Genomic DNA, 12,489 nt, shown 5'->3' with positions numbered 1-12,489 from the left:
AGTGGGCAGATCATCGGATTTCCATTGCTCAGTCGGGTGAAGCGGCTCTGGTCGGGCGGACACGCCAGCGCTCGATGGCCTCGTCGGTGAGGCCGGAGTCGGTGATGATGGACCCTATCTCGCTGAGGTCTGCTACCTTCGCGAGTGCGCGGTGGCCGAATTTCGAGCTGTCTGCGACGACGACGGTGCTGCGCGCGGCATCGATCATCGCGCGTTTGACAGGCACTTCCAGAGTATTGGTGTTCGTGACACCGGAGCGCTCGTCTATGGCGTCCGCGCCCAAGAACGCCCAGTCGGCGGCATAGCCGTGCAGGAACTCGACCGTGCGATCACCGACCAGGGTATATACCGAGCCGAGAAGTTCGCCGCCGGTGACGAGTAGCCGGAAGCCGCGCAGGCTTGCGACGTAGGTGCTGATTCGCAGGTCGTTGGTGATAATGCTGAGTTCCTGGTGTCTGCGCAGGGCGACGGCGATCTCGTAGGTGGTGGAACCGCTGTCCAGGATCACGGTATCGCCGTTGCGTACCTCGCCGGCGGCTTGCCGGGCGATGGCTGCTTTCGCGTCGAGGCGCACCGCCCTCTTGACGGAATACGGCACATCCGATGTCACACCCGGCACCGGGCGGGCACCTCCGTGCGTGCGCTGTATTTGACCCTCGCGTTCCAGCAGGTCGAGGTCACGTCGAACGGTGGACATGTCGACGCCCAGGTCGCCGGCGAGATCTTTGACTTCGACGTAGCTGTCGGCAGTGAGCCTGCTGAGGATCTCACGTCGCCGGGCACTGGCAGACAAGCGACCTCCAAGTATCACAAGGATCGAAAAATGGATTCTGGCACAGAACCTCGATGCTCGAAACCTTGACACCCTCGCTTCCTGGATGCAATAGTTCGCGCATATTCTGCACGATATCGTGCAAGTGCTGAGGCGAAGTACTGAGTCGGCGAGGGGCATACCGGTGAGTGATCCATTGAAACTGTTGGCCGACGAAGGTGTTTCCATCTGGCTCGACGACCTGAGTAGGCGGCGGCTAGCGTCCGGTGATCTCGAGCGGCGCGTACGCGAGGAGCACGTCGTGGGGGTGACAACCAACCCGACGATTTTCCACAATGCACTCGGTGACGAGCTGTATGCGCCCGAACTGCGGGAGTACGCGCGACTGGGCCTGTCTGCGCCTGAGGCTGTGCGACTCCTGACGTGCCGAGACGTGCGAAAGGCCTGCGATATCCTGGCGCCGGTCTACGAATCCACCCGGGGGCAGGACGGCAGAGTCTCGATCGAGGTCGATCCTTGGTCCGCGCACGATGCCGATCGCAGCGTGGCCGAGGCCGTAATGCTCTGGTGGCTCATCGACCGGCCGAACGTGATGATCAAGATCCCGGCCACGCCCGCGGGTCTGCAGGCTGTCTCGGAATGCTTGTCGAGGGGGATCAGTGTCAATGTGACCTTGATATTCTCACCGGATCGGTATCGGCAGGTGCTGGATTCCTACCTCACCGGCATCGAGGCGGCGCTGTCGAAAGGCCTGGACATCTCGCCAATCGTATCGGTGGCGTCATTTTTCGTCTCGCGCATCGACACGGAGGTGGATGGTCGTCTGGATGCGCTCGGTCCGGAATCGCCACAAGATCTGCGCGGTTGTGCCGCGATCGCGAATGCCGCCCTGGCATATGAGATCTTCGAAGAATCCGAGAACAGTGACCGGTGGCAGCGGCTGGTCCGTAAAGGTGCAAATCCGCAGCGGCTGCTCTGGGCATCGACCGGTGTGAAGGATCCCGCTTACGACGACACCCGCTACGTAATCGATCTGGTGGCACCGCGAACCGTCAACACGATGCCTGAATCCACGTTGGCGGCGGTGGCAGACCACGGAACGGTGGATGGCGATCGGATCACCGGTGAGTACCGCCGTGCGAGGGCGGTGGTCGAGCGTCTCGGGGCCGCCGGGGTGGATATCGGCGAGGTTGTCGACAAGCTCGAGGCAGAAGGGGTCGCCAAGTTCCAGGAGTCCTGGAGGTCGCTGATTCTGGATGTCTCGTCGACGTTGGCCGACTACGAGTCGAAAATATCCGGGTCGACAGTGGGGGCACCATGATGCGAGTGGTGATGTTTCGCGGGGTGAGTCTCGGAGCGCTATGCCGCCCGAAATCTCCGCAACCGCCCGGTGCGCCGGACCGCAGCGCGGCACGACGATCGGCATCGGGCCCGGTATGAGTCCGGGATCCCGATACCCGCCGACGCAGCTTCGTGGGTCGGCGGGTATCGGTCGCGCGGCGAGTTCTGCTCCTTGTGGTCTCGGAAATCTTGCGGCCATCTGGCGAGACGCTCGATCGGGGCCGCTCGATCTGGGGTGTGACCGTTCGATGAGGCTATATGTCATCGATTATCCCTCGAAGTGGTCGCTCAGTCATCGAAAATAGACCAAGCGCTTGCTCAATTAGGTATGCTGACTCGGAAAAGTCCGAGCGACGGGGCTGGCTGCGGATTCCGCGACGTGGTTCTCCAGCGGTACAGCCTCGGCGTGGTTCGAATTTGAGGTGAGCTGCATGATCGGTTTCTCGGATCATCACGCAATAGAACGTCTGATCCACATTTACCCGTACTACTTGGACGCCGGCCGATTCGACGAGCTGGGGAGGCTGTTCGAGCATGCGGATCTCTACATCGGGGCAGAACTCGTTGCCCGCAGGGACCCGATGGCGGTAGCTGCGCTGTGGCGCCGCTACGTCAGGGTCTATCCGAGCGGCACGCCGCGGACCCGCCATGTCGTCAGCAACATCATGATCGACGATGAGGGCGCCGACCGGGCCAGTGCGTACTCCTGTGTGATGGTCCTGCAGCAGCCGCCGGGACTGCCGCTGCGGCCGATCATTGCAGGTGATTACCTCGATCGGTTCGGCAAGATCGATGGTCGGTGGTGGTTCACCGAACGCCGGGTGGGCAACGACCTGTTCGGGGATCTGAGCCACCACCTTCTGGAGCCTATGCCGGTGGTCGATGAGACCCGGCCGCAGCGCTGGGAGGGGGTGTGATGCGCGCGGGCGTGCAATATTTCCCGTCCGCGGACTCCATCAGTCCTGTGCAGTTCGCTGTCGAAGCTGAGGCTCGCGAGTTCGAGTCGGTCTTCTTCCCTGATCACACGCATGTCCCGGTGGGAGGTTCCCGTGGGTGGCCGGCTTCGGAGGGTGTCCCGGACTACTACAAGACCCTGATGGATCCGATCGCGGTGTTGGGCGCGGTATCCGCAGTCACCGAACGAATACGACTGGGCAGCGCTGTGTGTCTGGTGCCGCAGCGGGATCCGATCATTCTCGCGAAGCAGGTCGCGACCATCGATCAGTTGTCGAACGGCCGCGTGCTCCTCGGCGTCGGGGCGGGATCGAACGCCGAGGAACTGCACAATCACGGCGTTGATATGTCGAGCCGATTCCGAGTCCTCGAGGAGCGGATCGCGGCCATGACTGCGATCTGGACGCAGGACGAGGCGGCATTCGACGGTGAACATGTGAGTTTCGGCGCCCTGTGGTCATGGCCGAAGCCGGTGTCCGGATCCCGGCCGCCGATCTTGCTCGGGGGCACCGGCCCGAGTGTGGTCGACCGTGTCGTCGCCATGGCCGACGGCTGGATGCCCTTCCGGAGCGGGATGCAGCAGGTCGGCGTCGATGCGACCGGTGAGGTGGAGGACTTCGAGGAAGGTCTCGCTGCACGGATTGTGGAGTTGCATCGGCGCGCTGCGGATGCTGGGCGGGAGAAGCTTCCGGTCACGCTGTTCAACGGAAATCCCCACGCACGTGCGATGGACCGATATAGGGAAATGGGAATCGACCGGGTGATCTTCTGGATTCCCACTCTCGGCGTGAGTGCCGGCCTGCGGACCTTGGATCTGCTGGCGCAACTGTGCGCCGACTCGTCTTGATGGTTGCCGATTCGGTCCAGCCTAGTGTATGCATGTTTTCGTGCAGGCCTGCGCGAAAACATGCAAACATGGTGCATGCGACGGCACCGTCCGCGCGAACGTGTTCGACAACGGGGCGCCTGTGCGCAACTGTCGGTTCGGCGAAGAGGTCCGGTTCGCTCACGTCAGGCCTCGGAAGCGGGGCGATGCGTGGCTGTTCGCATGGGCGCTGCACTGAGCCGAGTGCCGCGTTCTGTTGCGGCACACGAAGCATCGAGGAGGCTGACATGCAAGTAGGTATGGTCGGAGCGGGAAGAATGGGTGCCAGCATCGTCCGTCGACTGCTTCGCGACGATCATCGCTGTGTGGTCTACGACGAGAACCACACGTCCGCTGGCGAACTGGCCGATGAGGGTGCTGATGTGGCGGGGTCCATCGACCAATTGCTGGCGAAGTTGGAGCGGCCGCGCACGGTGTGGGTCATGGTTCCCGCCGGTGTGACCGGCACGGTCATCGAGCAGCTGGCCTCGCGGCTGGACACCGACGATGTCGTGATCGACGGGGGTAATTCTCACTTCCGTGACGATGCGCCTCGGGCGAAGATGCTCGCTGCCAGGGGAATCCACTACCTCGATGTGGGTACGAGCGGCGGCGTTCATGGCCTGGAGCGGGGCTTCTGCCTGATGATCGGAGGCCCCGAGGCTGCTGTGCAGCGAACTGTTCCGATCTTCCGGTCGCTCGCGCCGGGGGTCGGCGCCGCGCCGCGTACTCCCGGCCTGGGAGGAGAGCCGGGGGAGGCCGAGGACGGGTACCTGCATTGTGGCCCGACCGGAGCCGGGCACTTCGTGAAAATGGTGCACAATGGCATCGAATACGGCCAGATGGCCGCGCTCGCGGAGGGGCTTGCGATCCTTCGCGGGGCGAATTCCGGCGCCGCGGCGCAGTCTGTGGACGCGGAGACCGCTCCCGTGGCCAATAGCTCGGATTACCACTACGACCTCGATGTCGCACGCATCACCGAACTCTGGCGCCGAGGTAGCGTGATCGGGTCCTGGCTCCTGGACCTGACAGCGGGCGTCTTACGGACGGACCCCGGCCTTGCCGGATTCTCCGGCAAGGTGTCCGATTCCGGTGAGGGGCGCTGGGTGGTCCAAGCGGCCGTCGACGCGGGAGTGCCCGCCTACGTACTCACCGCGGCGCTCTACGAGCGTTTCAGCTCTCGCGGAGAAGGCGAGTTCGCCGATAAGGCCTTGTCGGCAATGCGCCACGCCTTCGGCGGGCATCACGAAAAGGCTGTGCTCCAGTGACGCGAACAGGGCCGGCGTGGGACGCGCTCCGGCGGCATTACGACTCGGCCCGGACAATGCAGCTGCGGGAGTTGTTCGAAGCGGATCCGCGGCGCGGTTCGGCGCTGACAGTCGAACACGACGGTGTGTACCTGGACTACTCGAAACAACGAGTCACGCCCGAGTCGATCGGATTGTTGATCGCCCTGGCGGAATCGGCCGGATTGCGCGGGGGCATCGATGCGTTGTTCGCCGGTGAACCGATCAACTTCACGGAGCACCGACCGGCGCTGCACACTGTATTGCGACAACCTGCCGGGGCGGCGGTCTACGTGGATGGCAGCGACGTGATGCCGGCAGTCCATCGTGTCCTGGATCGAATGGGCGAGTTCGCCGATCAGGTGCGTGGCGGCCAGTGGCGTGGATATACCGGGCAGCGGATCCGAACCGTGGTCAACATCGGGATCGGTGGCTCGGACCTCGGGCCGGCGATGGCCTACCGGGCGCTGCCGGGATTCGCCGACCGTGATCTCGACGTTCGTTTCGTGTCGAATATCGACGGCAACGATATCCTGACGGCGCTTCGTGGCCTGGACCCACACGAAACCCTGTTCGTGGTCTCGTCCAAGACCTTCACCACGGTCGAGACATTGACCAACGCGCGGACAGCGCGCTCCTGGTTGCTGGACGCGACCGGCGACGAAGCCAGTGTCCGATCCCATTTCGTCGCCGTATCGACCAACGCCGAGCAGGTCGCAGCGTTCGGTATCGAACCGGCGAACATGTTCGAATTCTGGGACTGGGTGGGGGGACGATACTCCATTCATTCAGCCATCGGACTGGCGTTGATGATCGGTGTCGGACCCCAGAGCTTTCGTGACATGCTCGCCGGCGCGCGATCGATGGACGAGCACTTCCGCTCGGCCCCGTTCGAACGGAACATCCCGGTACTCCTGGGGTTGCTGGGTGTGTGGAACCGCAATTTCCTCGGTGCCCAGACACACGCCGTCATTCCCTACGATGCCCGGCTGGCGAGCTTTCCTGCTTACCTGCAGCAACTGGAGATGGAGAGCAACGGAAAGTCGGTCGACCGGGAAGGCAACGCGGTCGATGTCGACACCTCACCCATCGTGTGGGGCGCGCCCGGAACCAACGGCCAGCACGCCTTCTTCCAGCTATTGCACCAGGGCACGACGGTGGTCCCGATCGATTTCATCGGTGTCCTCGACCCCGGTCATGGGTTGCACCTTCACCACGACCTGCTGATAGCGAATCTCCTTGCACAGTCGCGTGCCTTGGCCTTCGGTGATTCGACTGCACCTACACGCGGGCCCGAAGGGCGCGGGCAGGAGCAGAGCCCGCATCGAGCGTTCGCGGGTAACCGGCCGTCGTCGACCATCCTCATTCCGGATCTCACGCCCTTTTCGCTCGGCCAGCTGATTGCGCTTTACGAGCACAAGGTCTTCACACAGGGCTACGTCTGGGGGATCAATCCGTTCGATCAGTGGGGAGTCGAGCTCGGCAAGGTCGTCGCCACCGGCATCTTCGATGAGTTGCACGCCGATAACGTCGGCTCGGACTCGGGATGGGACAGCTCAACCAACGAACTGATCGGACGTTATCGCGCAGTCCGCAGCGAAAGGAAGCAGATATGAGCCCAAAGCTCGGATACAAAGCATCGGCCGAACAGTTCGGCCCCCGTGAGCTCGTGGAGCTGGGCGTGCTGGCCGAAGAACACGGGATGGACAGTGCGGTCGTGAGCGACCACTTCCAGCCCTGGCGTCACAATGGCGGACACGCCCCGTTCTCGCTGGCCTGGATGACTGCGGTGGGGGAGCGGACGAACCGTATCCAGCTCGGGACTTCGGTGATGACTCCGACCTTTCGCTACAACCCCGCGGTCGTCGCGCAGGCGTTCGCCACGATGGGTTGCCTCTACCCGGGCAGGGTGATGCTGGGCGTCGGGACCGGCGAAGCTCTGAACGAGATCGCGACAGGCTACCGAGGCGAGTGGCCCGCGTTCAAAGAGCGATTCGCGCGGCTGCGGGAGAGCGTGCGGTTGATGCGCGAGCTGTGGCGCGGCGACCGGGTCGACTTCGACGGTGATTACTATCAGGCCAGGGGGGCGTCGATCTACGACGTCCCGGACGGAGGGATCCCGGTGTACATCGCTGCGGGCGGCCCGGTCGTGGCCCGGTATGCGGGGCGAGCCGGCGACGGGTTCATCTGCACCTCCGGCAAGGGTATGGACCTCTACAACGAAAAGCTGATGCCCGCTCTGGCCGAGGGGGCGAAGGCCGCCGATCGCGTGGTCGACGATCTCGATCGGATGATCGAGATCAAGATCTCCTATGACCCGGATCCGGTGGCGGCATTGGAGAATACGCGGTTCTGGGCGCCACTGTCGTTGTCTCCGGAACAGAAGCACAGTATCGAGGATCCGATCGAAATGGAGGCCGCCGCCGATGCGCTGCCCATCGAGCAGGTCGCCAAACGCTGGATCGTCGGCTCTGATCCCGATGAGGTGGTCGCGCTGATCCGGCCCTACCTCGACGCGGGGTTGAATCACCTTGTGTTCCATGCCCCGGGACACGACCAGCGGCGCTTCTTGGAACTGTTCGCCCGCGATCTGGCGCCGCGGTTGCGGGCAGCTCCCACCGCCTAGCGGACCGGATGGTTGTCGATATCCGATAACCGATTGTCGCCCGGATATCGAAAGGCCGTGGCATCCACCTTCTCGGGTGGCCGCCACGGCCTTTTACGTCCGAACGGTACGATCAGTCGGCTGTGATGAAAGGCCGGGCGTACGCGGCGAGTTCGGTCTTGGCGATCTTCCCGTTGGGTGTTACCGGAAGTGCGTCGAGAACGAAAACCCGCCGCGGAACCTTGTAGTTCGACATATTCTGCCGTGACCACGCGATGATCTCGGCTTCCTCGGGGCCGGCTCCCTCCACCGGAGTCACGAAAGCCCAGGGAACCTCGCCCAATACATCATCGGAAACACCGATGACAGCCGCCTGAGCCAGTTGGCGATTGTGCAGCAGGAGGTTCTCGATCTCGGCGGGATACGCATTGAACCCGCCTACGATCATCATCTCCTTCTGCCTGCCGACGATGCGAAGGTTTCCCGCGGAGTCGATCGATCCGATATCACCGGTGCGGAGCCATCCATCTTCGGTGAAGGCCGCCGAGGTCAATGCAGGGGAGTTCCAGTAGCCCTGCATGACACCGTATCCGCGGATCTGCAGTTCGCCCTGGCTGTCGGTGTCTCGGGGGGAGCCGTCGTCGGCGAGCCGGATTTCCATTCCGGGCATCACACGACCTGCGGAGGTAGCGACGGTGCGAACCGGATCCCCCGGGCGCGTCATGGTGACGACGGAACCCTCGATCAACCCATAGGCATTCGTCACACGCTCGAATCCGAGTCGCTCGTACATCGCGTGTACGAGCTCGTCGGGGACAGAGGCTGCGCCGATAACTGCCCATCGCAGAGTAGAAATGTCCTTGTTGCGAAGCTCGGGGTTGGTGAGAATCTTGCCGAAGAGATTCGGCGGTCCGGCGAGGGTGGTGATCTTCAGTCGCTCGACCAGCTGCAGCGCTTCGTCGGGGTCGAAGACCGCAACCGGGATCATGGTAGCCAGGCGCGCGACGCAGACGACAAGGCCGGCATTGATCCCGAAACCGTGTGCGAAGGGACTGACGACCGGAAGCCGGTCCCCGGGACCGAGGCCACACACCTCCGCCCAATCCCAGTATGCGCGCAAGATCTGAGAACCGCTGAGCACCACACCTTTCGGCTGTCCAGTGGTGCCCGAGGTCATCAGGATCTCGAAGGCGTCATCGGGCTGCACGCCGAGTGCACGTTGCTCGGCCCGGTCCAGGTCGACTTGTTCCGCGCTGTCGAAGAAGTCGTCCCACCCGAGTATTCCGACGCGGTCGGATCCACCGTTTACGAGAAGAACCGTCTCCAGCTCGGGCAACTCCGCGAACGGCCTTCCGTCTGCCGATTGTCCTGCGATCGAAGAGATGTCCTGTACATACGACCTGCCGAGAAAATCATCGATGGATATCAGTGCTCGGCAGTTGGTGTTGCGCAGTATTTCGACGGCCTCGATTCCGCGCGCGCGTGTGTTGATAGGGACGACGATCCCTCCGCAGTCCCATACGCCGAAGGCCGCGACGACCCATTGCCAGCAGTTCGGAGCGTAGATGGCGACACGATCACCGTGCCCGATATTCCGTGCCATGAGCCGGCGAGCGGTCGCCGACGCCATATCCCGCAGTTCGCTGAGGGTGAGTTGAACTTCTTCGTCCACGACGATGACGACGTCGGGGTGCTCGCTTGCCCGAGACCTCAGTAACCGCGGCAGAGTCCCCCAAGGGGGCGCTTCCTTCATCGAACATCCTTCCACTGGACAAGCAATCGCTTGTTTAAATAATTTAGTGCTGCCGAGCGGCGAGTTCAAGTGCGGTCCATGCCGCGATCTCGCCTTGTGAACCCGCGGTCGAGGAGTGGTTACGGGGTTAAGGTGTGAAAAATGCTCACCGACGTCGCGGGGTAGTACGGTCCGGACAAGTGCACGGACTCTGTCGAGGCATCCGTGTCGGATTCGGATTCGGATGCTGGGCCGTTACCCGGAGCATGGTGGCGTTTTCGGCCCGAACCGACAGCAGCCCGGCACTTGAATGCGCCGGGCTGCCGCAGTATCGGATGTCGTGATGCTGCGCTCGTTCAGGCCTCGTTGGGAACCCAGGTGAGGCCGGCGAGGCCTTTGGTCGAAGGCTTCGAGGGGGATGCCGGTGCCTTGGCGGCTTGTTCGCCTGCTGCTTGCGGGGGCTTCGGCAACACCTTAGTGGGTAATTCGCTGCTTGTACCCTCGCGGACTTCCAGCCCTTTGACCACGAGTTTGAGATACTGGTCGGCCAGTTGGTCCGCGGACAGCCGCCCGGACGGGGTGAACCAGCGCACAGCGACCCAGAGCGAATCGCGCATGAAGCGGTAGGCGATGGAGGTATCGAGGTCGTCGCGGAATACTCCGGCGGCGACACCGTCCTCGATCACCTTCATCCACAGGTTGCGTACCTCTGCCTCGGCGTCGGCGACATAGCTGAACCGTGGGAACTGGTTCATGTAGGTCCGTTCGTTCTGCACCACGGTGATCGCTGCCCGATGCTCGTCGAGCGACTCGAACGCTGTTCGCACCAACTCGCGCAGTGCGTCGGCCGGGTTGCTGTTCTCTGCCGCGACCTTGCGATAGGAGTCCATCAGGCTGTCGAAGTAGGCCGAAAGAATCTCGTCGAGGATGGCTTCCTTGGAATCGAAGTGGTGATACAGGCTCCCCGACAACACGCCGGCTGCATCGCCGATCTGCCGGACCGTGGTCGAGCGGAAGCCCTGCTCGGCGAATAAGTCGGCGGCGATATCGAGCATCGCTTTGCGGCGCTCCGAGTGTGAAGCGCCATTCACCGATCGCCGATCCGACCGGCGATCCCGGGCGCCTTTGGCGGACGTCCTAGTGCGCGTTTTTCCTGCCATATCCCTAGTATGCACCCAGGTTGGTCAAGCGCTTGTGCCTATGGCCGGTGTCCAGTGCACAAGAGTACCGGGGCCGTCGTGTGTCGTGCCGATTTCGACAAAGCTCGGAACGACCGGTAACCCGACTGCGATCTTGCCCTCTATATCGTCACTGTTCCAGCCGCCGACCATCAGCACATTGGGAGCGGCCTCGAGGCGGACGAGCACCACGATGTAGGGCGGCTCGTGCCCTGGCGTGTAGGCACGCCTGGACCGGGTCCAGCTCACAATTGTGGCCGAGCCGTGGACGGAGCTCCATTCCCAGGCGAAGGATCCGCATTCGTTGCACATCGCCCGCGGCGCCCACCGGTATGCCGAGCAATCCCGGCAGTGCTGGAGCCGGAGCTGCCTGTCCTGTAGGCCCTGCCACCAATCCCGAGAATCCCGGTCGCCGAACGGGCTGGTCATCGCTCACCTCTCAAGATCACCGCAGACGTCACGCCTGATACATATCCGGGTTGGCCGGTGCACAGCGCGGTGCGTGCGTCCGGGACCTGTCGACCGGCTGCGTCACCCCGCAGCTGTAGTACCGCCTCGACAACGTGGTTCAGCCCATGCACGTACCCCTCGGAGAGGTGACCGCCATGAGTGTTCACCGGCAGGCTGCCGGTGAGGCTCGTCGCTCCGGATGCCACCATCGCGGGAGCCTCGTTCCGGGGCGTGAGCCGGTAGTCCTCCAATTGCATGAGGACCAATGGGGTGAACGCGTCGTAGAGCTCGGCCACGTCGATCTCCTCCGGGCCGATCCCGGCTCGCGCGTACAGCCGTGGTGCCATCTCGTACGCGGCGCTGGTCGAGTAGTCGGTGCGCCCTCCGGAGAACAAACTGTGCCCGCCCCCGGTTGTGGCGGCACTGATCAGAACCGGTGCCTTGCGTAGGTCACGCGCACGCTCGGCGGACACCACGACTAGGGCGACGCCGGCATCTGTTTCGAGGCAGCAGTCGTACAGGCGGAGCGGGTCACTGATGTACCGCGACTCGAGATACTGCTCCATAGACAACGGTGCGGTCATCATGGCGCGCGGGTTCAGGCGCGCGTGCGAGCGCTGGGTGACTGCCACACGCCCCAAATCCTCTGATGTTGCTCCCGAGCGGTCCATGTAGGACCTGGCGACGAGCGCATACTGTTGTGGCGGCGCGACCAGCCCGTACGGCACCTGATATTGGAATTCGACCAGAGTCGGTGCGGCCCTGCCGGTTCCACCCATCCTGAACTCCGAGCGCGCGTTGAGTGCGCGCCAGCATACGACGACCTCTGCCTGGCCGGTCGCCACTGCCATGGCCGCTGCGCCGACAACGGCGGTCGACATGCTGCCGCCACCGGTGACATCCAGCAGGAAGTGTGGGTCGTCGACTCCGAGGCAATGTGCGACCGCCGAAGCCGGGACGGCGTCGCCGACGCTGTGCGTCACCAGGCCGTCGATCTCACTTCGCTGCAGGCCCGCGTCCTCCAGCGCGGAGGTGATAGCGCGGAGGGCCAGTTCCAGTGTGCTGACCCCCGAGTTTCTCGAGTAGGGTGTCCAGCCCACTCCGGCAATGGCTGTCCGGTCGCGCATCCTTGCTCTCCCATGGTCGTCGGCCCCGGTGGCACGCCACGTGCGATGCTCGCACGGTTATTTGAGCGATTGATTGGTTTTGGAAACTACGGGCGATCCGGGCTGGTGTCAACGTATGCCGCCGCGGCGATTGACGTGGTCGCGGCGCAGTCGTAGTCTATATTTGAACAAGCGATTGC

At 63.4% G+C, this 12,489-nt stretch carries 11 protein-coding genes; 6 read left to right on the top strand and 5 right to left on the bottom strand.

Features of this window, described 5'->3' with window-relative positions:
- Positions 1–28: 28 nt before the first annotated feature.
- A complete protein-coding gene (locus tag ACWEWT_RS24420) occupies positions 29–865 on the bottom strand; it encodes a DeoR/GlpR family DNA-binding transcription regulator (RefSeq protein WP_452562258.1) in 837 nt (278 codons plus the stop codon).
- 85 nt (positions 866–950) lie between these two features.
- Here ACWEWT_RS24420 and tal point away from each other — a divergent pair, with 85 nt between their 5' ends.
- The 6 genes from tal (at position 951) to fgd (ending at position 7,844) form a co-directional block, all read left to right on the top strand.
- On the top strand, positions 951–2,093 hold the full coding sequence (gene tal, locus ACWEWT_RS24415; protein ID WP_452562287.1) for a transaldolase: 1,143 nt from the start codon (positions 951–953) through the stop codon (positions 2,091–2,093).
- Between the two features lie 451 nt (positions 2,094–2,544).
- Positions 2,545–3,030, top strand: coding sequence for a nuclear transport factor 2 family protein (locus ACWEWT_RS24410; RefSeq protein ID WP_452562257.1), 486 nt, complete (start codon positions 2,545–2,547; stop codon positions 3,028–3,030).
- On the top strand, positions 3,030–3,914 hold the full coding sequence (locus ACWEWT_RS24405) for an LLM class F420-dependent oxidoreductase (RefSeq protein WP_452562255.1): 885 nt from the start codon (positions 3,030–3,032) through the stop codon (positions 3,912–3,914). The genes ACWEWT_RS24410 and ACWEWT_RS24405 overlap by 1 nt, the downstream gene beginning before the upstream one ends.
- Positions 3,915–4,180: 266 nt before the next feature.
- A complete protein-coding gene (gene gnd / locus ACWEWT_RS24400) occupies positions 4,181–5,200 on the top strand; it encodes a phosphogluconate dehydrogenase (NAD(+)-dependent, decarboxylating) (RefSeq protein WP_452562253.1) in 1,020 nt (339 codons plus the stop codon).
- On the top strand, positions 5,197–6,834 hold the full coding sequence (gene pgi / locus ACWEWT_RS24395; RefSeq protein ID WP_452562251.1) for a glucose-6-phosphate isomerase: 1,638 nt from the start codon (positions 5,197–5,199) through the stop codon (positions 6,832–6,834). Before gnd ends, pgi begins: the two co-directional genes overlap by 4 nt.
- Complete coding sequence (gene fgd / locus ACWEWT_RS24390) at positions 6,831–7,844, top strand: glucose-6-phosphate dehydrogenase (coenzyme-F420) (protein WP_452562250.1); 1,014 nt, start codon at positions 6,831–6,833, stop codon at positions 7,842–7,844. The genes pgi and fgd overlap by 4 nt, the downstream gene beginning before the upstream one ends.
- Positions 7,845–7,956: 112 nt before the next feature.
- On the opposite strand, the gene ACWEWT_RS24385 is transcribed toward fgd, so the two are convergent.
- From ACWEWT_RS24385 to ACWEWT_RS24370, 4 genes are all read right to left on the bottom strand, one after another.
- Positions 7,957–9,645, bottom strand: a complete 1,689-nt coding sequence (locus tag ACWEWT_RS24385) for an AMP-binding protein (protein ID WP_452562249.1) — start codon at positions 9,643–9,645, stop codon at positions 7,957–7,959.
- Positions 9,646–9,911: 266 nt separating this feature from the next.
- Positions 9,912–10,610 (bottom strand): TetR/AcrR family transcriptional regulator, encoded by a 699-nt coding sequence (locus ACWEWT_RS24380; protein ID WP_452562248.1) that lies wholly within the window; start codon positions 10,608–10,610, stop codon positions 9,912–9,914.
- Positions 10,611–10,739: 129 nt separating this feature from the next.
- A complete protein-coding gene (locus tag ACWEWT_RS24375) occupies positions 10,740–11,162 on the bottom strand; it encodes a Zn-ribbon domain-containing OB-fold protein (protein ID WP_452562247.1) in 423 nt (140 codons plus the stop codon).
- The gene (locus tag ACWEWT_RS24370) at positions 11,159–12,310 is read right to left on the bottom strand and encodes a thiolase C-terminal domain-containing protein (RefSeq protein WP_452562246.1); all 1,152 of its coding nucleotides are present in this window, start codon (positions 12,308–12,310) and stop codon (positions 11,159–11,161) included. Before ACWEWT_RS24370 ends, ACWEWT_RS24375 begins: the two co-directional genes overlap by 4 nt.
- Positions 12,311–12,489 lie beyond the last annotated feature (179 nt).

It is taken from the genome of Nocardia sp. NPDC003963, from assembly GCF_053605105.1.
This window is presented reverse-complemented; position numbering and strand designations above follow the sequence as displayed.

Bases quoted from the DNA above. Each gene is read 5' to 3' on its own strand.
- ACWEWT_RS24410 (WP_452562257.1), top strand. From the start codon at position 2,545: ATGATCGGTTTCTCGGATCATCACGCAATAGAACGTCTGATCCACATT.
- ACWEWT_RS24405 (WP_452562255.1), top strand. From the start codon at position 3,030: ATGCGCGCGGGCGTGCAATATTTCCCGTCCGCGGACTCCATCAGTCCT.
- gnd (WP_452562253.1), top strand. From the start codon at position 4,181: ATGCAAGTAGGTATGGTCGGAGCGGGAAGAATGGGTGCCAGCATCGTC.
- fgd (WP_452562250.1), top strand. From the start codon at position 6,831: ATGAGCCCAAAGCTCGGATACAAAGCATCGGCCGAACAGTTCGGCCCC.
- ACWEWT_RS24380 (WP_452562248.1), bottom strand. From the start codon at position 10,610: ATGCTCGATATCGCCGCCGACTTATTCGCCGAGCAGGGCTTCCGCTCG.
- ACWEWT_RS24375 (WP_452562247.1), bottom strand. From the start codon at position 11,162: ATGACCAGCCCGTTCGGCGACCGGGATTCTCGGGATTGGTGGCAGGGC.
- ACWEWT_RS24370 (WP_452562246.1), bottom strand. From the start codon at position 12,310: ATGCGCGACCGGACAGCCATTGCCGGAGTGGGCTGGACACCCTACTCG.